The organism is Streptomyces aurantiacus (genome assembly GCF_001418335.1).
Classification (GTDB): Bacteria; Actinomycetota; Actinomycetes; order Streptomycetales; family Streptomycetaceae; genus Streptomyces; species Streptomyces aurantiacus.
Genome location: NZ_LIPP01000222.1, coordinates 21,768 through 42,876 on the forward strand (window position 1 = coordinate 21,768; position 21,109 = coordinate 42,876).

The 21,109-nt window shown below is 70.0% G+C and carries 18 protein-coding genes and 1 pseudogene; 7 read left to right on the top strand and 12 right to left on the bottom strand.

What is annotated here, in order from left to right; translation table 11 throughout:
• Positions 1–30 precede the first annotated feature (30 nt).
• Positions 31–726, bottom strand: coding sequence for a response regulator transcription factor (locus tag AOK01_RS27015; RefSeq protein WP_055516151.1), 696 nt, complete (start codon positions 724–726; stop codon positions 31–33).
• A 222-nt stretch (positions 727–948) separates the two neighbouring features.
• Positions 949–1,482, bottom strand: a complete 534-nt coding sequence (locus AOK01_RS27020) for a TerD family protein (RefSeq protein ID WP_055516153.1) — start codon at positions 1,480–1,482, stop codon at positions 949–951.
• Positions 1,483–1,715: 233 nt separating this feature from the next.
• On the opposite strand from AOK01_RS27020, the gene AOK01_RS27025 reads away from it, so the two are divergent.
• Both AOK01_RS27025 and AOK01_RS27030 read left to right on the top strand, forming a co-directional pair.
• Complete coding sequence (locus AOK01_RS27025; protein ID WP_055516155.1) at positions 1,716–4,856, top strand: discoidin domain-containing protein; 3,141 nt, start codon at positions 1,716–1,718, stop codon at positions 4,854–4,856.
• Positions 4,857–4,930: 74 nt separating this feature from the next.
• Entirely contained in the window at positions 4,931–7,633 is a 2,703-nt protein-coding gene (locus AOK01_RS27030; protein ID WP_079103782.1) for an NPCBM/NEW2 domain-containing protein, read from the top strand.
• Positions 7,634–7,787: 154 nt separating this feature from the next.
• Here the strand turns inward: AOK01_RS27030 and AOK01_RS27035 are convergent, their stop codons facing one another.
• The gene (locus tag AOK01_RS27035) at positions 7,788–9,149 is read right to left on the bottom strand and encodes an APC family permease (protein WP_055516157.1); all 1,362 of its coding nucleotides are present in this window, start codon (positions 9,147–9,149) and stop codon (positions 7,788–7,790) included.
• Complete coding sequence (locus tag AOK01_RS27040) at positions 9,146–10,054, bottom strand: carbon-nitrogen hydrolase family protein (RefSeq protein WP_055516159.1); 909 nt, start codon at positions 10,052–10,054, stop codon at positions 9,146–9,148. Before AOK01_RS27040 ends, AOK01_RS27035 begins: the two co-directional genes overlap by 4 nt.
• Positions 10,055–10,239: 185 nt before the next feature.
• Here AOK01_RS27040 and AOK01_RS27045 point away from each other — a divergent pair, with 185 nt between their 5' ends.
• Positions 10,240–10,842 carry a TetR/AcrR family transcriptional regulator gene (locus AOK01_RS27045; protein ID WP_055516161.1) on the top strand — a complete coding sequence of 201 codons (603 nt, stop codon included), beginning with the start codon at positions 10,240–10,242 and terminating at the stop codon, positions 10,840–10,842.
• Between the two features lie 184 nt (positions 10,843–11,026).
• Here AOK01_RS27045 and AOK01_RS27050 read toward each other — a convergent pair whose 3' ends face one another.
• Entirely contained in the window at positions 11,027–12,004 is a 978-nt protein-coding gene (locus AOK01_RS27050) for a GlxA family transcriptional regulator (protein ID WP_055516199.1), read from the bottom strand.
• A gap of 117 nt (positions 12,005–12,121) precedes the next feature.
• Between AOK01_RS27050 and AOK01_RS27055 the strand changes: the two genes are divergently transcribed.
• The gene (locus AOK01_RS27055) at positions 12,122–12,418 is read left to right on the top strand and encodes a putative quinol monooxygenase (protein WP_055516163.1); all 297 of its coding nucleotides are present in this window, start codon (positions 12,122–12,124) and stop codon (positions 12,416–12,418) included.
• A gap of 245 nt (positions 12,419–12,663) precedes the next feature.
• Here AOK01_RS27055 and AOK01_RS46635 read toward each other — a convergent pair.
• Both AOK01_RS46635 and AOK01_RS27060 read right to left on the bottom strand, forming a co-directional pair.
• Positions 12,664–12,720 (bottom strand): annotated as a pseudogene (locus AOK01_RS46635) (TetR family transcriptional regulator); the annotation flags it as partial.
• A gap of 80 nt (positions 12,721–12,800) precedes the next feature.
• Entirely contained in the window at positions 12,801–13,679 is an 879-nt protein-coding gene (locus AOK01_RS27060; protein WP_055516165.1) for a helix-turn-helix transcriptional regulator, read from the bottom strand.
• 146 nt (positions 13,680–13,825) lie between these two features.
• Between AOK01_RS27060 and AOK01_RS27065 the strand changes: the two genes are divergently transcribed.
• Together AOK01_RS27065 and AOK01_RS27070 are read left to right on the top strand one after the other, a co-directional pair.
• On the top strand, positions 13,826–14,671 hold the full coding sequence (locus AOK01_RS27065; protein ID WP_055516167.1) for a helix-turn-helix domain-containing protein: 846 nt from the start codon (positions 13,826–13,828) through the stop codon (positions 14,669–14,671).
• 145 nt (positions 14,672–14,816) lie between these two features.
• Positions 14,817–15,656 carry an SDR family NAD(P)-dependent oxidoreductase gene (locus tag AOK01_RS27070; RefSeq protein WP_055516169.1) on the top strand — a complete coding sequence of 280 codons (840 nt, stop codon included), beginning with the start codon at positions 14,817–14,819 and terminating at the stop codon, positions 15,654–15,656.
• A gap of 21 nt (positions 15,657–15,677) precedes the next feature.
• On the opposite strand, the gene AOK01_RS27075 is transcribed toward AOK01_RS27070, so the two are convergent.
• The 4 genes from AOK01_RS27075 to AOK01_RS27090 form a co-directional block, all read right to left on the bottom strand.
• The gene (locus AOK01_RS27075; RefSeq protein ID WP_079103783.1) at positions 15,678–16,442 is read right to left on the bottom strand and encodes a DedA family protein; all 765 of its coding nucleotides are present in this window, start codon (positions 16,440–16,442) and stop codon (positions 15,678–15,680) included.
• A gap of 5 nt (positions 16,443–16,447) precedes the next feature.
• Complete coding sequence (locus AOK01_RS27080) at positions 16,448–17,308, bottom strand: hypothetical protein (protein ID WP_157871498.1); 861 nt, start codon at positions 17,306–17,308, stop codon at positions 16,448–16,450.
• Positions 17,309–17,586: 278 nt separating this feature from the next.
• Positions 17,587–18,306, bottom strand: a complete 720-nt coding sequence (locus tag AOK01_RS27085) for a TetR/AcrR family transcriptional regulator (RefSeq protein WP_055516172.1) — start codon at positions 18,304–18,306, stop codon at positions 17,587–17,589.
• A gap of 89 nt (positions 18,307–18,395) precedes the next feature.
• Positions 18,396–19,247, bottom strand: a complete 852-nt coding sequence (locus AOK01_RS27090; protein WP_055516174.1) for a helix-turn-helix transcriptional regulator — start codon at positions 19,245–19,247, stop codon at positions 18,396–18,398.
• A gap of 85 nt (positions 19,248–19,332) precedes the next feature.
• Between AOK01_RS27090 and AOK01_RS27095 the strand changes: the two genes are divergently transcribed.
• The gene (locus AOK01_RS27095; RefSeq protein WP_055516177.1) at positions 19,333–20,124 is read left to right on the top strand and encodes an SDR family NAD(P)-dependent oxidoreductase; all 792 of its coding nucleotides are present in this window, start codon (positions 19,333–19,335) and stop codon (positions 20,122–20,124) included.
• A 140-nt stretch (positions 20,125–20,264) separates the two neighbouring features.
• Here the strand turns inward: AOK01_RS27095 and AOK01_RS27100 are convergent, their stop codons facing one another.
• Entirely contained in the window at positions 20,265–20,780 is a 516-nt protein-coding gene (locus AOK01_RS27100; protein WP_055516178.1) for a YceI family protein, read from the bottom strand.
• Between the last annotated feature and the right edge of the window lie 329 nt (positions 20,781–21,109).

Consider the following 21,109-nt stretch of genomic DNA (forward strand, 5'->3'; position numbering starts at 1 on the left):
CCGGGCGTCCTGTCCACCGATCCGGGCGTCCTATCCACGCTCTTCTCCCTCGTGCCCGGTCTCCGGTCGCGTGTCGATGCGGTACCCGGCGCCCGGCACCGTGGAGATGACCCAGGGTTCGCCGAGCCGCTTGCGCAGTGCCGAGACCGTGATGCGTACGGCATTGGTGAAGGGGTCCGCGTTCTCGTCCCACGCCCGCTCCAGGAGCTCCTCGGCACTGACGACCCCGCCCTCGGCGGCGACCAGCACTTCGAGCACCGCGAACTGCTTCCTGGTCAGCGCGACATGGAGACCGTCGCGGTGGACCTCCCGGCGGAACGGATCCAGCCGGAGACCTGCGATCTCTCGCACGGGCGGCCGGCTGTGTGCACGCCTGCGGTCGAGTGCTCTCAGCCTCAGCACGAGTTCCTGGAGCGCGAACGGCTTGGTGAGGTAGTCGTCGGCGCCGAGTTCGAACCCGGTGGCCTTGTCGTCGAGACGGTCGGCGGCGGTGAGCATGAGGATCGGCATACCGCTGCCGGAGGCGACGATGCCTCTGGCGATCTCGTCGCCGGTGGGGCCGGGAATGTCCCGGTCGAGGACGGCGATGTCGTAGGCGTTGACGCTCAGCAGCTCCAGAGCGGCATCGCCGTCACCCGCGAGGTCGGCGGCGATCGCTTCCAGACGCAGGCCGTCGCGGATGGCTTCTGCCAGATAGGGCTCGTCCTCGACGATCAGTACACGCATGCTCCGAGGCTACGAGTCGGCACATATCGTCGGCGTATCCAAAACCACCCACCTGCCGGCGACGCCACGCTGCCGGGAGGACAGTGATCCGAAGAGCCGCGCTTCCCGGAGGACCGGTCCTCGGAGCGGGCGCAGAACGGGGAGAGGAGGAGAGAGGAGAGCCGGAAGAGCCGCCATGACGGTGTGCGCCTTGGACGCCGGCCCGCAGGTCAGGCCCGCAGGTCAGGTGTGGCGGACGGCGCCCATCTCGCTCATGAAGCGCGCGGGATCACTGTCGGATCCCCGGATCATCTCGTGCATCTTCCAGTGGCCCAAGTCGTCGCGGACGAACTCGGCGAGCGTCGTCGCGCTCGCTCCGGCCACGCCGGAGAAGTCGTCGGTGAGCAGTTCCTCGTAACCCTCGACGATCAGGATCCCGGCGTTCGACATGTCGCCGAACGTCCTGGGCACCGGCTCCTGGTGAATGACGACACCCACGACCACCCGTGCGTAGGCACTGGACAGACGCTCGAACTCCAGGGACATCACTTCGACGAAGCCGAAACCCTGACCGGTCTGGCTGTGCCGGCTCATGTTGATGGTGCCGTCCGGCGAGCGGCTGTCGTAGTGCACGAGGTACACCGGCCTGCCGAACGGGTCGTCCACGGAGTACGTCGCAGCGACGATGTCGAGATGGCGCGGGGACTCACCCACAGGGCTCGGGTCCCACTTGAGCCGTACCTCGATCTTGCCCAGCCCGTTGCCGCCAACCCCCACCGAACGCCTCCTCTTGTGGTCCGCTCATTACGCGGAGCCCGCACACGTCCCCAACTATGTCCTGAAGTATGTCCTGTGATCCACCTCTTGATGCAGCCCCGACAAGAAAGATCCACTGCCTCATCCGTCGAGCGGCGTCGGGAAACGACAGGACTCTTGACGCGGCCACCACACGCCCGAAGAATGGCGGCGGCCATCTGACAACGTTGTCTACAGGAAATGGGTCGCACCGCATGCCGCACCACGTCACGGGGCTCACCCGCCGTCACATCATGCAGGTGCTCGGCCTTTCCGGCGCCCTGACCGTCTCTCCGCTCGTCATGGGGTCGAAGCGGACCTCGGCCTCGGCCTCGGTGGCCGCTCCCGGTCCGGAAACGTCGGAAACGGACCCCGTCTCCGACACGTACTACCGTGTCCTCCTCTCCCACACCCACTGGTCCGAACAGCAGTGGGACGCGGCCCAGGGCCACTACACCGACAAGGACTTCGGCTTCGCGGTCGTGCTCGGCAACGCCGTCCTGCTGACCCGGGGCCCGTACGACGCCGACCGCGCCGGAGTCGACAAGGACACCCTGCGCGCCCGTACCCTCGCCACCCTGAAGCACTTCGCGGCGTCCAACCGGCTGACCGGCGGCACCCAGTGGGGCCGGAAACTCTTCTTCGACACCACCTTCCAGTCCTACTTCGTCCTGGCGGCCCGGCTGCTGTGGGACGACCTCGACGAGGTGACGCGCCGCGACGTCGACACCATCGCCCGCGAACAGGCGCAGTACACCGCCGCGTTGGGCACGGGTGACGACCCCGCCTCCGGCGACTGGTCGCCGCACGGTCTCGACGGAGGTTTCCGGGGCGACACCAAACTGGAGGAGATGGGGGTCTACGCCCAGGCGCTCGCACCCGGCCTGGCCTGGGCGGGTGACGACGCCCGGTACGAGGCCTGGCGCGCCGCCTTCGGCCGGTGGAGCCGCAACGAGGCGGGGCTGCCGGCGGCCGACCTCGCCAACCCGGCCCGCGTGGACGGGGTCGCCGTCAGCGAGAACACCGCGCAGAACCTGTACGACACGTTCATCGTCGAGAACCACGGCTCGTTCGGCCCGCACTACCAGGCAGAACTCTGGCGGACCTCCGGACGCAACGCGGTCCACTTCCTCACCGCGGGCCGCCCCCTCCCGGAGGTGCTCACCGCGCAGCCCAACGCCGGGCCGCTGTGGCGCACCCTGCTCGGCGTGATGAGCGACGCGGGCGAGCCGCTGATGCCGATGGTCGCCGACCGCGAACACCTCTACGGCCGCGACGTCATCCCGCTCGCCTTCCTCGCGCAGGTGGCCGGGGACCGCGCCGCCGCCCGCTGTGAAATCGCCCTGGCCGAACGCCTTGAGGCCTACCAGGCATATCCGCCGCAGTACCGCCTCGCGAAGTTCTCGGGCGAGCCCAAGTACGAACCCGAGGCGCGCGCCGAACTGGCCATCAGCTATCTGCTCCACGAGTGGCGGGCCCGGTCGGGGCGCGCACCGGTACGGCCCCTGTCGCAGGGTGAGTTCTTCGAGGAGGCGAGCGGCGTCGCCGACTACGGCCCGGGCCCCGGTCTCCTCTCCCACCAGTCGCCCGGCGCCTGGGCCGGGTCGGTCGGCAAGGCCGGTTTCGTGAAGTTCGCCTGGCAACCGGCCCACGACGACTGGCTGTTCGCGCTCAGCGGTACGACGCCGATGTTCCTGCCGAGCACCCGCGCCGAGGTCACCGGGCGGTCGGTCGTCGCGTACTCCCGGCTGCGGGACGGCTTCGACGGCAGCGCGAGCCTGCTCACGCTGGACACCGGACATGCGGGCTTCACCACGCTGCCGTCCGGGGCCGTCGTGTACGCGACGTCCGGTACGGCCGCCGGTGAAGGCCACCTGGAGGTGCACAACCTGGACATGCCCGGGATGCCGGGGCTGGCCGGAAGCCGCACGTACGGGGCGGCCGAGGGAAGCGTGACGGTCGCCGCACAGGCCGCCGCCCCGACGCCCACCGGCTCCCGGGTCGACGAACTCACCTTCTCGCGCGGCCGGTTCCGTCACCTGCGGATGCTCGGGACACGCCCCGACCCCTCGTACGGCTATTCGCTGTACGCCTTCGAGATACGCGACGGAGCCGCGGGCGCCGACCTGGCGCGCGGCACCGGGGCGACGGCCTCCGCGTCCTCCTTCGACCCCGGCAAGGGGCCCGCGCTCGCGGTCGACGGCGACGGGGCGACCCGTTGGGCGGTGTCCCGCGCGGACCGGCCGCGCGCCGACAGCTGGATCGCCGTCGAGCTGGGCGCGGCCCTGGACGTGGACCGGGTGACGCTGCGCTGGGAGAGCGCGGCGGGCCGCGCGTACCGGGTACAGGGATCGGCCGACGGACAGACATGGACCGAGCTGGCCGCCTGGCCGCGGGCGGACCTCACCAGCCGCGGCGGCTGGCTGGACATCGACGGCCGCGCCGGTCTCGTCGTGCGCGGCGGCGCCAACCCGATCTCGGTGTACGGCAACACGGTCGTCCTCTCCGACGGACCGGCCGAGGGCCTGCTGGTCGAGGGCCTCCCGGGCGCGACGCCGGAGCAACTGCGCGCCGCGACCGCCCGCAAGAGCCCCTCGGTACGGTCCGCGCAGGTGAAGGCCGCTCTTACCGACCACTACCTGAGCCTGTTCAACCTCTCCTCGGATCCGGTGACCACCACGGTGACGATCCCCGGCTCGCGCTCCGAGGGACTGCGCCTGTACGCGGGTGTCCAGGACGTGACGGAATCGGGCACCGACCTTCGGACCGAACTGGGCGCCGCTTCCGCCGCGTTGCTCCCTGCACGCTTCGTCCTGTCCGGGAAGCGCGTGCCTGTCGGTCTGCGCGCCGCAGTGGTCGACGGCCGCACGGTGCGACTCAGTGGGCCTTCCTGCCACGTCGCTGTCTCCGCGCAGGGCCGGACCCACGACGTCACGGTCCGGGCGGGCCGTACGACCACGGTCACCCTGCCGCGCGCCACGGCGTACCCGCTCGCCGACCTGGCGCTCGGCCGCCCCACGTTCCCGACCGCACCCCTGCCGCCCGGTATGACGGACCCGAAAGCCGCGGTCGACGGGGACGAGAGCACCGCGTGGACCCCCGGCCCCGACGGTCGCATGGTCGTCGACCTGGGCGCCGAGCGGCACATCACGGAGATCCGCACGCGGTGGCGGGGCGGCCGGGTCCCGGCGGCGCAGGCCGAGTTCAGCACGGACGGCCGTACGTACACGGGCGCGGCACGGCTGACGGCGCGGGGAGTCCTGCGCACGGACAGCGCAGCCCGCTACGTGGCACTCCGGGTCACCGCCCCGGCCGGAACCCACGCCGCGCTCACGGCCCTCACCATCACCTCGTGACCTGGGAGGACTCTCGGGGAGTGGCCAACCGACCACGCTGCCGTACTCGGACTCGGACTCGTACTCGGACGCAGATGGAGGCCTACGTGCACACAGGAACGCACCGGTTCAGACGCAGACTGCTGGCGTGGTTCGCCGCGGCGGTGGGCGCCACCGTGGGACTCGGAACTCTCACTCCCCCGGCCGCGGCGGTCACCGAGAGCGCGGCGACGACGTCGTGGAACGTGACGCACAGGACGGGAAAGCCCGGTGACGCCCTGACCGCGCGTCTCCAACTCGACGCCGCACGAGGCACCTTGTCGCTGGGCGTCCGTCGAGGCGGCGCCACCGTGCTCGACCCCGCCCCGGTCGGCATCACCACCGACGCCGCCGACCTGACCACCGGTCTGCGGCTCCGTGGCCACACCGTACGGAACGTGACCGAGCGCTACTCCACGACGACCGGCAAGCAGCGCAGGCGCGTGGCTCAGATGACCGAGGCGCGGTTCTCCTTCGCCAAGGACGGCGGGGACCGCCTCGACCTGATCGTCCGTGTCTCGGACGACGGGTTCGCCTACCGCTATGTCCTGCCCGGCGACGACGAGGTGACGGTGCTCGGCGAGGCTTCCGCCTTCCAGGTGCCGGACGAGGCGACGGCGTGGCTGATGCCGTACACGCCCAACTACGAAAGGCCCCGCACCGAGACCACCGCCGCGGGCGCCCCGGCGGGCGACTACGGGTATCCCTCGCTCTTCCGGGTCGGTGCGTCCTACGTCCTGCTCACGGAGTCGGACGTCGACGGTCGTTATGCCGGCAGCCGTCTCGCGCACGACGCCGGAAGCGGCCGTTACACCGTGGAACTCGCCGACGAACGCATCGCTTCGACGGGCCCGCTGACCACCCCGTGGCGCACCGCCGTCATCGGTGACCTGGCCACCGTCACGGAGTCCACCCTCGTCGACGACCTGGCGCCCGACTCCCGGGTGGCGGACACCGGGTGGATCCACCCGGGCAAGGTCGCCTGGTCCTGGCTGGCCGGCTTCGGCGCGGCCCAGCGCAGCCTGGAGACCCAGCAGCGGTTCGTCGACTACAGCGCAGCCCACGGCTGGGAGTACACGCTGGTGGACGACGGGTGGAAGACCGAGGACTGGATGCCGCAGCTCATCAAGTACGCCGAGCGGCGTGGTGTGAAGATCCTGCTGTGGATGCACTGGACCGACCTGGACACGGCCGCCGAACGCGAAGAGACCCTGGACACGGTCAAGGCGTGGGGCGCGGCCGGGCTGAAGATCGACTTCATGGACTCGGACGCGCAGGAGCGCTTCCGCTGGTACGACGACATCCTTGAGGCGACCGCGGAACGCGAACTGCTGGTCAACTTCCATGGGTCGACCATCCCGCACGGCATCCAGCGCACCTGGCCGCACGTCATGTCGATGGAGGCGGTGTACGGAGCCGAGCAGGGCAACGTGTCCCTCTCCGACGTCACCACACTGCCCTTCACCCGCAATGTGGTGGGATCCATGGACTACACGCCCATGGGATTCCAGTTCGGCACCCGCAACACCTCGGAGGCCGCGGAACTGGCCCTGTCCGTCGTGTACGAGTCCGGTTTCCAGAACTTCGCCGGTTCGGTCGGGGCCTACCGGGCCCGTCCGGAGCTCGAACGGTTCCTCGATCAGGTACCGACCGTCTGGGACGAGACGCGGCTGCTGTCCGGCCACCCCGGTGACGGGGCGACCGTCGCACGGCGGCACGGCAACCGCTGGTTCGTCGGCGACGTCACCGCCGCCGACGCGCCTGCCACGCGGCGCGTACCGCTGGACTTCCTCGGCGCCGGCCACTGGCGAATTGACGTCCTGCGCGACGGACCGGACGGCCTGGTCCGCGACTCCCGGATCGCCGACCGCCACGACGTCCTGACGGTCCCCACCTCGGCGGGCGGCGGCTTCGCCGCGCTGATCTGCCGTGCCCTGCCCGGCCGCACCACGTGCGACCGGCCCGTGCGTCACATGCCGTTGACCACCTTGTCGGCCACCCCGCAGAAGGCGCAGGCCGACCCGGGTACGACTGTTGAGGTCGAAGGCACGTTCCAGGTGGAGGACTTCGGCCCGGTGCGCGACGCCGACGTGCGCGTGAACGCTCCCGAAGGGTGGACGGTCACGGACGGCAGCGCTCACGCCGACGAACTCGCCACCGGCGCCGCGCTCACCACGCGCGCCACCGTGCACGTCCCGGCGGACGCGGCGTACGGCTACCACGATGTGGTGGTGAACGCCACCTACCGGGCTCCGGGCGAGAAACCCGGTGTCCCCGCGCTGCGCCACGAGCGGACGGTACGGGTGTTCGTCGCACCGCCGGGAGTGGACTACGTGAGCGATCTGCCGTTCACGGCGGAACGCAACGGCTGGGGGCCGGTCGAGCGCGACACCTCGAACGGGGAGAACGCCGAAGGCGACGGCGGTCCCCTGCGCATCCGCGGCACCACGTACGACAAGGGCCTCGGCATGCATGCCACGGCCGAGGTGTCCGTCGACATCGGTGGCGCGTACGACCGTTTCCGGGCTCACGTGGGCGTCGACGACGAGGTGATCGGCGCGGCCACGGTCGTCTTCGAGGTGCTGGGTGACGGGCATCTGCTCACCCGGACCGAGGTGCTGACCCCCGCGGACGCCGCTCGCGCGCTCGACGTCGACGTCAGTGGAGTGCAGCGCCTGACGCTGCGCGTCACCGACGGCGGCGACGGCATCAACTTCGACCACGCGGACTGGGCGGACGCGGAACTACGTCTGGCCTGACCTCCTGACCTCCTGACCCGCTGACCCTGCACCGGACGCCGTATGAGTCCCGCCCCTCCGAGAGGGGCGGGACATCGGGCCGGGCACGGCCGGGGCCTGTCCGAGCATGCAGGACCAAGGCCAGGACCAGGACCAGGACCAGCCAGGGCCTGGTCTATGTCGGCGAGGCCTCCGCGTGGAACTCGGGTGGTTCCCGGCGCAGCCCGCGGGTGAGGACGCACAGGTAGGCGACGCCGATGACGAGCCAGCCGAGCCCGAGCAGGACGGCGGTGTGGTTCAGCTTGGTCAGCAGGTAGACATCGGCCGCGGCGCCGAGGACCGGCAGGACGACATGGGCGAGGACGGATCGGCGGGTGCCGGTGCGGCGATGGCGCAGCCAGGCGGCGATCACACAGACGTTGACCAGGGTGAAGGCCAGGAAAGCGCCGAAGTTGATGAACGAGGTGGCGGTCTCCAGTGACAGCCGAGTGGCCATCAGGCCGATCACCGCGATGAGCAGCAGGTTGAACAGAGGCGTGCGCAGTCGCCCGTGCAGCCGGCCGAAGGCGCGGCGCGGCAGCACCCCGTCCCGGCCCATGACGTACATCAGCCGGCTGGTGCTGGCCTGGATGGCGACGCAGGAGGCCATTCCGCCGATCAGGGTGATGGCGTTCATGACGTTGGCGAAGCCCTTCCCACCGGCCAGGACAGCCACCTCGTACCCGGCGGTCGACTCGTCGTCGAAGACCGCTCCGGGATGCACCCACTGCAGCAGCAGCGAAATGAGGAAGAAGATGCCGCCGCCGACGATGACGGTGAGCAGGATGCCGCGGGGCACGTCGCGCCGCGGTTCGCGTACCTCCTCGCTGAGGGTGCTGATGGCGTCGAATCCGAGGAAGGAGTACGCGGCGATCGCGGCGGCGGCGGTGACGGTGCCCACGGAGGCCGCCGGGTTCCACAGGGCGTGTGCGCCGTCGGCGGCGGAGGCGCCGCCGAGCGTGTGGACGCACACCACCACGAACGCCAGCAGACCCAGCGCGGTCAGTCCGAGCAGAACCTTGTTGACCCGGTCGGCCAGGACGATCCCCAGGGCGTTGACGAACGTCGTGACGACGATGACGACGACCAGCCAGCCCCAGGTCGGCAGGGCGGGGAACTGCACATGGAGGTAGAGCGCCTGGATCAGCCAGGCGACCATGGGGAGGAAGAGGTAGTCGAGCAGCAGCGCCCATCCGGCGAGGAAACCGATGCGCGAACCGAGCAGTTTGCGTGCGTAGGTGTAGACCGACCCGGAGGCAGGGTGGTCGCGCGCCAGCTTTCCGTAGCTGAGCGCGGTGAGTGTCATGGCCACGGTGGCGACGACGTACGCGGTGGGCGCCACGCCGGCCGAGGTGGTGGCTATGACGCCGAAGGTCGACACCACGATGGCCGGTGCCATGTAGGACAGGCCGAAGACGACGAGCGACAGCAGACCGAGCCGGGGCACCAGCCGGTCGGGGGCCTCAGTGGTCTCAGTGCCCTCAGTGGTAAATGTCATGAGGTTTCGGCCCGTTCTGTGCGGGATGAGCCGTCGTGGCCGGCTCCCCAGGTGTGGGGATCGATCCTGCCGCCGTAGAGGGGCAGATCGAGGGAGGCGTCGCCGGGCCGGAACTGCTCCCAGGGACGGTTGAGCCCCGCGGTGCCGTACCGGCGGGTCCGGGCGGTGTCACCGAGATCGATGACATCGGTGAGTACGCAGTCCTCGGCGCCCGGCGCCTGTGTGCGGACGCGGCCCTCCGGGTCGACCAGGAGGCTGCGGCCCAGGCCGGTGGGTCCTGCGGCGTTCACACTGGCGACGAAGACCTGGTTGGTGATGGCGTTGGCGCGTGCCAGGACCACCTCCTGCTCCCGGTCGCTGGTGGGAGTCTGTACGAGGTTGACGATCAGGTCGGCCCCGAGGTGGGTGAGGTTGCGGGCGATCTCCGGGAACCAGGCGTCGTAGCAGATCGTCATGCCGACGCGGCCGTACTGCCCCATCTCGAAGACGACGAACTCGGTGCCGGGCGTGGTCGTCTCGTAAGGGCGCCACGGGCAGATCTTGCGGTAGGCGGCCACTCGCCGCCCGTCGGGCGAATACACCGGGGCGGTGTTGTACACGTGCCCGTCGTCGCCCCGTTCGTACAGCGTGCCCGGCATCAACCAGACACCCAGGTCCCCGGCGAGCTCGGCGAGCTGCCGGTCGACAGGGCCGTCGAGCGGCTCGGCGAGCTCCTCCAGGACCGCCGGACCGCCGTCGGAGCCTGTTCCGGGGGCGGGGGTGGCGAGGTGCAGCTCCGGGTAGACGAACAGCCGAACCGCCGGCCGCTGCCGTGCGAGTCGCTGTAGGTCGGAGGCGAAGGAGCCGAGGTCACCTGCCGGGCGTGCAGGGGCCTGGACGAGGGCGAGGGGAAGCGGTGAGGTCATGGGTGCTGCCTTCCATCATTCGTTAAACGAAGTTTGATTAACTAAGGCGAGCGATGTCAAGGGTTCGCCCGTGACCGCGGATGTCCGCGTCAGATCCGGCCTGATGTCCGGCCTGATGTCCGGCGTGAGGTCCGGCCAGAAGTCCGGCTGAAGTCCGGTGGAGCCCGGCGTGAAAGGATGAGCGCATGCCGCGCCCCCGCAACCAGACCGCCCGCCGAGCGCAACTGGTGCAGGCGGCGGCGCAGGCGGTCCTCGAACGCGGTGTCACCAACGCACGGCTGCGGGACATAGCCGCCCAGGCGGGTCTGACACCGGCCTCGGTGCTGTACTACTACCCGGACATCAACGACCTGCTGGTCGCCGTCTTCGAGCAGGGCACCGGAACGTACGTACTGAGGCGCCAAAAGGCCGTCGAGGGGTGCACCACAGCCTGGGCGAAACTCGCGGCGTGCGTCACGTCCGGCGTTCCCTTCCCCGGGGAGGCCGAGACGACGAGCCGGCTGCTGTACGAACTGCTGCCCGTCACCTTCCGCAGCGACGAGGCCGCCGTACTCCAGAAGGCGTTCATCACGCAGCAGACGGCCTTGTACCAGCAGGTGCTCGACGGAGGCAGGGACGCGGGCGACTTCCGGCTCCTCGCCCCGTCGGACTTCCTCGCCCGCAGCTTCGTGGCCCTTGAGGACGGATACGGCATCGACGTCCTCTCCGGCACGGCGACCGCTGCGGAGACCGAGGCGCGTCTGCTGCACCATGCCCGGCTGATGACCGGAACGCCCGACGTCGACTGATGACGAGGCACGGGGGGACGCTGGAGCGGCAGCACACGTCCGGCCTCGGCCTCGGCCTCGGCAGCGGCGACCAGATCACCCGGCTGTACTCGCCGGCGGTACGTCTCAGGCCATAGCGGGCCGGCCGACCCGCCGGAAAGCTTCTCGTGACGGAATCGACGTCGCTTTGCCAGACGCCGCTTTGTCAGACGCCGCGTAGATGCGCGGTGGTTTTTCCGGTCCGTTCGCGAAGAAGCACGCGCAATGTATTCGAATGCTCGTAACCGACTTTCCGGGCAACTGTTTCCAATGACAGCTCTGTAGTACGCATCAGGTGGGTGGCTCGCTCGATCCTGATGTCCTGGACGAAGCGAATGGGAGAAGTACCCATGGTCCGTTGTACGGTGCGCTGCAAGGTCCTGATACTGACACCGATGGCGTGGGCGGCTTCCGGGACACTGATGGGCTCGGCCAGTCGCTCTCGCACCCAGCGCTCGAATGCGGCCACCACGGGATCATGCTGGGCCAACGCGCTGGGAATGACGTAGGCCGACTGGGACGGACGTTCGTCGACGACCAGGTAGCGCGCCACGAGATCGGCGAGCATCGGGCTTCGCCGGCGGACGATGCACAGCGCGAGGTCGACATGCCCGAACGCCGCGCCCGCCGTGGTCACGCCGTCCGAGGTGACGACCATCCGGCTCTGGTCGACCCGGACCTCCGGGTAACGCGCGCGGAAGGGCGGCACCAGCCACCAAGTGGTGGTCGCGCGAAGGCCGTCGAGGATTCCCGTCTCGGCCAGCACGAACGTCCCCGAGCATGCGGACGCGACGTCGGCGCCGCGGTCACGCGCCCGTGAGATCAGGTTTCGCACCGGTAGCAGCCGCTCGCTCCCGGCCTGGTCGATGATGGCCGCCGGCCGGCGTTCGGCCATGGCGGGGACGATCAACAGGTCAGCCGATGCCGCGCGGGCAAGGGGCTTCGTCGGGACCAGATGGCCGGCCCCGGTCCGCACTTCCGGCAGGGCACCGACCGTGGTGACGTTCCACAAGGGAGAGCAGGACATCTCCTCGCCCATCACCCCGGCTTCCTCACTCATCGCATTGGCGGTATTCAGAACGTCCAGCACAGCTGCCAGACCCGAGTCGAACACTCCGTCATATACCAGAACCGCTACTTCCATGGCGTAAACGCTATCAGGCATGTCGTTTCCGCCACTGGGTTACTGGGAGATCACACCGTAGATTCGCTGTATGCCGAGTCCCGGCAGGTTCAGTTTCGCAATCCAGGAGTGACGTAGATGAAATTCGGTCTGCTGGCGCGTATCGAAGTAAAGCCCGAGTACGCCGACCAGGTCGAGGCAATGTTGCGCGACGCGGTGGGACTGGCCGAGCAGGAGCAGCGCACGGCGGCCTGGTTCTCGTTCCGTCTCGATGCGACCACGTTCGGGGTGTTCGACACCTTCGATGACGAGCAGGGGCGCGAGGAGCATCTCCAGGGGAAGATCGCCGCCGCTCTCATGGACGCCGCCGAGACGATGCTCAGTTCGGCTCCTGTGATCGAGCCGGTGGACCTGCTGGGCGTCAAGGTTCCCTGACCGTCGGTCGTTGCGCGTGCCAACAAACAGGCAGCCCCGCCGAAGTCGGCGGGGCTGCCTGCCCCGTTCCCACGGGAGCCGATGTCAGGCGGTGGCACTCCGGCCGTGGCGCAGCCCGTCCACGAGCAGGGTGATCATGCGGTGGGTGTGCGCGTGGTCGTCCGGAGCGGCGATGCCGCTCCAGGGCACGCATCGGGTCGTCCGGGCTGATGTCCGTCCTGATCTTGCCGGAAGACGGCGGTGACCAAGTCCGCACGCTGCGGGAAGTGCCGGTAGAAGGTGCCCGAACCGACGCCGGCCACGGCGATGATCCGTCACACGGAAGCGTCCACGCCGTCCGACGCGAAGACCTCGGCGGCGGCTGCCGGGACCGCGCTGTTGCTCAGTTCTCGTGGACGGCGAAATCCGTCACCGGCATGACGGTCCGGGCCTGCCTCGACCCGGCGGCCGTCGCCGTGGTCCTCAGCGTCTCGAAGGCGGCCGCCGTGAGACTGGCCGGTTCGGCTTGGTACACCACCAGTTGCTGGTGCGGGGCCCCGTTGACCGTGAACGCCGCGAACTCGATGTGCAGGTCCCCGACCTGCGGGTGCCTGAGGTGCTTGCCTTCCTGGGTCTTGCTCTTGACCTCGTGCAGGCGCCAGATGCCGGCGAACTCCTCGCTCGCGGCGGACAGTTCCGCCACGACCTCGGCGATGCGGGCCGATTCGGGGTCGCGGCCGAAGGCGGCCCTGATCTCGGCGACAGTGGAGTGCGCGGCCCTCTCCCACTCCTGGTAGAACTCGCGCCCCGCCGGGTCGACGAACACCATGCGGGCAAGGTTGTCGAAGCGGTCGAACCCGCTGTGGAGGGCCGTGGCGAGTGCGTTGCCCGCCAGGACGTCGAGACCCGGTCCGAGGACGAAGGCGGGCGTGTGCTCCCATCCGTCCATCAGCCGCAACAACTGCCGGCTGACGTCCACCGCGCCCACGTCGTGCGGTCGTTGCGAGGCGGCGAGGCAGAGGCGGTTGATGTGGTCGGTGGCCTCCGCGTCCAGTTTCAGGGCCTGCGCCACCGCGGCGACGACTTGCGGCGACGGGCTGTTCTCGCGTCCCTGCTCCAGCCTGATGTAGTAGTCGGAACTGACTCCGGCGAGCAGCGCGACTTCCTCCCTGCGCAGTCCCGGCACCCGGCGTCGTCCGTATTCGGGCAGGCCGACGTCGTGGGGCTGCAAGGCCTCTCGGCGGGCTCGGAGGAAATCACCCAATGATGTCCCATCACTCATACGTCAAGGGTAGAAGGTTTCTCAGTCGAGGAGAGGGACCGGCTGCAAGGGACCCCGGTTCCGGGATCCTGGTTCCGGCATCCTGGGTGTAATGCACCCACCGTCGGCGGAACGCTTCCCGGCGTTCTCCGTCTAGCGTTGGCGACATGGAAAACGACAGGTCTCCTGGCTCGGCGCGGGGGCTGGGTCAGTTTCTCCGTTCCCGCAGAGAAGGCCTCAGCCCCGCTGCGGCAGGCCTGTCCGGCGCGGGCAGGCGGAGGGTGCCCGGTCTGCGGCGTGACGAGGTCGCGGCGCTCGCAGGAGTCAGTCCGAGTTACTACTGCCGACTGGAACAGGGCCGCGAGCTCAGCCCCTCACTGCGGGTACTGGAGGGTATCGCCCGCGCGCTGCGCCTCGGGGACGAGGACAAGGGGGAACTCTTCCGGCTGGCCCAGCCCACGGCCCGCCGTACGAGGTTCCCCCCGCGCGTCGAGCGCGTGCGCCCGCATCTGCGGCAGCTGATCGACAGCTGGACGGGGACGCCGGCCTTCGTCATCGGCCACGCCCAGGACCTGCTGGCCACGAACGCGCTGGCCGACGCTCTCTACCGGGACTTCGCGCAGCACGACAACGTACTCCGCATGCTCTTCCTGGACCCTGCGGCGAAGGGTTTCTACCGCAAGCCGGAGCGGGCCCGGCAGCGTGCGGTGGCCGATCTCCGGACCACCGCCGAAAGCCGGCCGGACGATCCCCGCATCCTGGAACTGGTCGGCGAACTCTCGGTGCGCAGCAGCGAGTTCCGCGTCCTGTGGGCACGCGAGTACGCCCGGGTGCCACCGTACGACGTCAAGCAGATCCACCATTCCGGTGTGGGTGACCTGGAGTTGCGGCACGAGGCCCTCACCATCCGGAGCGCCCCCGGGCAGCAGCTCATCGTCCTACAGGCCGAGCCGGGTTCTCCGTCCGCCGACGGACTGGCCCTTCTGGGCTCCATCAGCGCGCCCGGCGCCTGATCCATTCGCGCCCTGCTTCCACTTCCTGGGTGTGCGACTCCCAGGAAGAGCGCGGCCTTCAAAGCCACCTGCCCGGCGGGCACCGTCGAATACGTCAACAGGAAATCCCCTGAACAAAGGGGGAAGCGACGAGAGAGGTTTTCCCATGGCTACGTGGTTCGTGACCGGCGCCTCCCGCGGAATCGGCGCGGAAATCGCCCGCGCCGCTCTGGCGGGCGGCAACAATGTCGTGGTCGCCGTACGAAACCCGGAACGCGTGCCGGACGGTCTGAAGGACTCCGACCGTGTCTTCGCGGTCGCCCTGGACGTCACCGACAACGACAGCATCCCGCGGGCGGTCGAGGCCGGCCTGGACCGGTTCGGCGGCATCGACGTCCTGGTGAACAACGCCGGCCGCGGCCTGCTCGGCGCGTTGGAGGAGATCACCGACGCGGAAGCCCGGTCGCTGTTCGACCTCAACGTCTTCGGCCTGATCAACGTCACCCGCGCCGTGCTGCCGGTCATGCGCAAGCAGGGCTCAGGCAGGCTGGTGCACATCGGTTCCCGCTCGGGCTTCGAGGGTGAGCCCGGTGTCAGCCTCTACAGCGCGTCGAAGTTCGCCGTCGCCGGCATCAGCGAAGCGCTCTCCGCCGAGCTGGCCCCGTTCGGGATCCAGTCGATGGTCGTCGAGCCGGGCGTCTTCCGTACCGACTTCCTGGACGCCAGTTCCCTGTCGGTCGCCGCGGAGCGCATCGTCGACTATGACGACACCCCCGCGCACGTGACGCTGGACTGGGTCGGCCAGGCCAACCACGCGCAGCTCGGCGACCCCGTCAAGGGCGCCGACCTGATCGTCGAGGCTGCCTCGGCCGAGAAGCTGCCCACGCACCTCTATCTCGGGCGCGACACCTTGGAGCGGCTCGACGTCAAGTACCGGCAGGTGCGGGACGACCTCGCTCCGTGGCGCGAGAAGTCCGCCGCCACCGCCCACGACGACGCCGCCTGACAGGAGCTACGGGGTCGGAAGCTACGGGGTCGGAAGCTGGGGGGTCGGGAGATTTCCGGCTCCCCAGCCGTCAGCAGGCGCTGCAACTGCCGTACGTTGCGCGGCAGTTGCCGGGGCATCGCGGTGCTGGGCCGGGTCCGGGAGAGCCGCACTCTCCGTCGCCTGTCCCGGAGACGGTGTCCGTGTGCTGCCGCGACGGCGTCCGAGGAACCACACGAGGCCGATGAGCGCCGCGGCCAGGGCGGTGAGCGTGACGGCGCCGATCAGACCGAACGAGTGCAGGAACTCGATGGCTGCCGCGCCGGCGAAGTAGCCGAGGAGCACGTTGCCGACGCCCCAGATCAGCGAGGCGAAGGTACTGAAGAGGAAGAAGCGGCGGTACGGCATGCCGGACGCCCCCGCGGCGAAGGGCAGGAAGGTCCGTACGAATCCGATGAACCGGCCCGTGACGACCGCCGCCCCGCCGTGACGCAGCAGGAATTCATGGGCATGGCCGATCCGGCCGCCGGAGCGGATCCGGCGCAGCAACCGGGCATTCGGGCGTCTCCCGTACCCATGGCCCAAGGCGTAGCCCAGACTGTCGCCGATCATGCCACCGGTCACGACGAGAACCGCGAGCAGCACCGGGTTGATGTCGCCTTGGGCCGCGATCGCGGACGCGAGGAGGATGACGGTCTCGCCAGGCAGCAGTACACCGATGAAGGCGCTGGTCTCGCCCGCCGTCACGGCGAACACCACGAGATACGACCACCATCCGGCCGCCTCGATCAGAGCACCGACGTCCATGGCCGTCAGCTCGCGCGCTGCAGTGGCACAGGTTCCGGGGCGACCGCCGGCTCCGGCGTCCGGATGCGGGCCCGGAACGCCACCGTGTGCCCTGGCGACCCGACGGCAGTCGACGTCGGCGCCGCTTCGCGTGGCCGCTGCTTCTCGCCCTGGCCCGCGAGGCGCCCCGTGACGCTCCACGCCAGGAACGGCACCACCACGGCCGACAGCACCGCGATCCATGGGCGGTCCGCGGTCGACGACGCAGCCGTAACCGTGGTCGTGGCCGCGACGGTGACCGCGAGCAGTGCGGTCAGCAGCACGACGGTCCGTATCCAGATCCTCGCGGTGACGACGGTCACCGCCAGCGCCATCAGCAGGTACCAGCCGGCGCTCACACTGGGTACTGCCAGGTAGTCACCGATCGGTGACGCCTCGCGGACCGGCCATCCCCGCGCCACGGCGAAGGCGCCGAGTCCGGCCGCGCCGGACAGCAGCAACGCGCCGGCGAGACGCACGTACGCCTTCGGGTCCCGGTGGGCGAGCCAGAGCAGAATCGATACGGCCAGGGGCAGTGGGGCAACAGCGAAGGTCCACGTCAGTGCGTGTGCCACCTCGTGTGCGAGCACCGTGCCTCTCTCCGTGACGGTGACGGTGTGAGGGCGGAGCCGTTCGGCGGCGGACGACGTCCAGCCGGACATGGCGGGGAACTCCCCATGGACCGACACCGCCAGGAGGACGGCGTACGTGAGCAGCGTCGCGCTCACACCTGCCGCGGCGCGCCGCAGATTCCGCCCGATGGGCGCTCTCCTCGGCGCGACCCGGCCGGGCTCCGCCGAACGCCGCCTGCCGCGGATGCCACCGGGACACACGGCGACCAGAGTCACCGGGCTTCCCCGGCGTCGTGCGGCATGCTGCCCAAGCGGTGCGCGCCGGCCGCTTCCCACAGCGGTACGACGCGTTCGGTCTTCTGACTCGCCGTACTCGGCGACGGGGATGTGCCGTTCCGCGGGGATCCGGGCGGGGTCATGGCAGCCTCCTGGTCAGCCAGGGACGGCACCGGTGGAGCGACGCTCAGCGTCCCTGTTCACTGACCGGCTAACCGGATACAGCTCTCCAGTTATTTCGACCTTCGCATGTGATGTGCGTCACTCCGCCGGCCTTCTCAACAACCTCGGCCATCTCGCTGGTCGCCCGAGCCCTCACAGCTGACCGCTCTCAACCCCTTGGTCTCCGCATGCTCCTGCTGAGCACGCGCCGCCTGCAGGGGTGTCGGTGCCGCGGGAAGCGGGCCGTTGCGCCCCGGTCGGCAGGAGTCCAGCAGAAGAGCGACCAGGCGTCGCCACGCGTGCGGCGCGGCACAGTGGGTCAGCCGGGCGATGGCCCCGTTGGCCACGAGAAAGAGGAAGATGTCCTCCGGAACCAGATCGTCCCGGACGACCCCGGCCTTCTGGGCGCGGACAAGCAGGTCCGCCTGGGCGCGGGAATGGCGTTCGCACGCTCCCGCGCTCTCGCCCGAGGCGGGCAGCTTCAGCAGGAGGAGGTCACCGAGCCCCCGGTCGGCCGCCATGACGGCGCAGATCCGCTCCAGATACGTACTGAATCCGACCCACGGATCCTCGCAGCGCAGCGCCTCTTCGCCGATGCCGGCCATCTCCGCGAGCTCTTGTTCGAACACCGCCTCGACCAGAGCCACGCGGCTGGGGAACCGGCGATACAGCGTCCCGGCGCCCACGCCCGCACGCTCCGCGACCTCGTCCAGTGGCGCGTCCACCCCGCGCTCCTCGAAGATCCGCCGCGCGGCCTCCAGGATGCGCTGCCTGTTCCGCAGAGCATCCGCACGCAGCCCCCGCCCGGCGATTGGCGTGCTCTCCGTCGCGACCATGCGCCCACCCTACCAATCGGAGGAAATAGTCCATTTACTCCGGGACGTCACGCTGCCGCCCATCGTGCCCGCGGTGGGCGGCTGTGGCGCTACGGCAGGTAGTTGCTGGCCTCCGCTCCCAGGACGTTCAGCAGAGCCAGGGCCTCGGCGTCGGGGGATCCCAACGGCGCGCTGTAGAGCACGAGGTACTGGTCACGGTCGGTGAGGGCGAGCCTGTCGCAGTCGACGGTGACCTCGCCGACGGTCGGGTGGTGGAAGGTCTTCGTGAGCGTCGGCGGGGCCTGTACGTCGTGCCGTTCCCAGAGCCGGTCGAAGTGGGGGCTGCCGTCGCGGAGTTCGTCCACCAGGCCGGTCACCGCGGGATCGCCGGGGTAGCGGGCGAGGGTGGCCTGGAGTTGCATCACGACGCTCAGCCGGAACTCGGCGGCGTCGGAGATCCCGTACAGCGGCGTATCGGTGTTCTGCGGCCCGAGGAAGGCCCGGCGTGCGAGGTTGCGGTCCGCGGGGGCGAGCGGGCCGAAGTCCTCCATGAGCGCGGCCGCGAGGTCGTTCCAGGCGAGGACCTCGAACGCGGCGGACAGCACGAAGCCGGCTGTCTGCGGCATCCGCTCAAGGAGCGCGAGCACGCTGGGGCGGACGTCGCGCCGGTGCAGGCCGGTACGGTTCGGCGCGGTGCCCGCCAGGACGTGGAGGTGGTCGGACTCGGCGTCGGTGAGCCGCAGCGCGCCGGCGATCGCGGCCAGGACGTCGCCCGAGGGGCGTGGCGCCCTGCCCTGCTCAAGACGGACGTAGTACTCGGTGGAGATGTGCGCGAGGACCGCCACTTCCTCGCGGCGAAGACCTGGCGTGCGGCGTCGTGATCCGCTGGGTAGGCCGACGTCCAGCGGGCGGAGCCGCTCACGGCGGCTGCGCAGGAACGCCCCGAGTTCTTCTTTGTCCATACGCCAAGTGTGCACGCGGCGCGGCGGCGGATCCTGGTACAGCCTGTGCCTGTATCCGGCCGGGAGCCGGCGGGACGCTGTTGCCATGACGAACAACACGCACACCACCGACAGCGCACCCATCGGCCTGCTCACCGGCAAGGTCATGTTCATCACCGGCGCCAGCCGCGGCATCGGGGCGGCAGCGGCCCGGCTCTTCGCCTCCGAGGGCGCGGCCGTCGTGCTCGCCGCCCGCAGCACCGACGCCCTCGACCGCATCGTGAAGGAGATCCGCGCCGACGGCGGCGTCGCCGATGCCGTCACCCTGGACCTCGCCGACCCCGCGAGCATCCGCGCGGCGGTCGACCGCGTCGAGGAACTGCACGGACGCCTCGACGGCGCCTTCAACAACGGCGCGGCGATCCAGCAGCCCGGCCCGCTCGACACCACCAGCGACGAGGACATCGACGTACAGTTCGGCGTCAACTTCCGCTCGCACTGGACCGCCATGACCGCCGAGGCCGCACTCATGCGCCGCACCGGCGGCGGGGCGATCGTCAACACCTCCAGCATCGGCAGCCGCCGCGCGAACCCCGCCCTGCCCGCGTACGGCGCCATGAAGCGCGCACTCAACAGCATCACCGAGTCCGCCGCCGTGACCTGGGGCCGCGAGGGCATCCGGGTCAACGGCATCACTCCCGGCGGCACCGCCACGGAGATGATCGACGCGTGGGAGGCGGCGACCCCGGGCATCGTCGAGACCATCACCGCGTCGGTCCCGCTCGGCCGCATGGCCGAGCCCCGCGAGGTCGCCGAGGTGGCCGCGTGGCTGCTCAGCGACCGCGCCTCGTACGTGACCGGCGCGATCGTCCCGGTCGACGGCGGCGCCGGCGCGTGAGAAGAGCGGCCCGGGCTCCGGACCCCCACCGCGAGTCGGGATCGCCCGCGGTGGGCCGGTCCGGCGCCTTCGGTCGCAGCCGTGCCCGCAGCAGTGCCCGCAGCCGTGCCCGCCGATGCACCCGCCGACGCGCCCCACTCCTACGCGGGCGTGCGCGTGAACCGAAGCGTCGACGTGACCGTCGTCAGGCCACGGAGCATGCCCAGCCGGTTCCAGCCCAGGCCGAAGTGCTCCCGGTCCACGATGAACTCCGCGGTGAGCGTGATCGCGTCGGCGCTCGACTCGGTGACCGTCGCGGTGACGGCCTGCGGGCGGCTGACACCGCGGACGGTCAGCTGACCGTTGATCTCGACGGTGTCGTCCGGGCGGACCGAGGCGTCACGGACGGCGAAGACGAGAGTCGGATGCCGCTCGACGTCGAAGAAGTCGGGGCCGTGCAGGTGCTCGTCGCGCTTGGTGTGCTTGGTGTCCAGGGAGGCGGCGTCCAGAGTGACGGTGCCGCGGGCGGTGCCGTCGGCCTGGACCTCGCCCTCACCGGTGACACCGCTGAACGTGCCTTTGACCGTGACCATGCCCCACACCGTCAAGTGTTTGATGGCGATGGCGGAGCGCACGGCGTCGAGCTGCCACAGTCCGGTTTTCACAGCGACGGTCATGGGACTTCTCCTGAATGATTGCGGACCACTGGACCAATAATCCAAAATTGGATGACTACACGCTGACTGCACGCTAGCCGGTCATCCAAAAATGGACAACCAGCGAAACGGACTCTACCCCGTTTGCGGGTGGACGCAAGGCGACGCGTGCCATGCCGCTGCGGGTGGGCTGCGCACGCGAACAAGGAGATGGCCGGTGCCGCCCGAATTCGGGCGGCACCGGCCATGACGCGGCCCTGCGCCGGGCACGCGGGACGGACGCTTCCTTCAGTCGCCGCCCCGTATCGCGCCGCCGCCGTAAGCGGACTTTACCCCGGTTGACTGGAAGG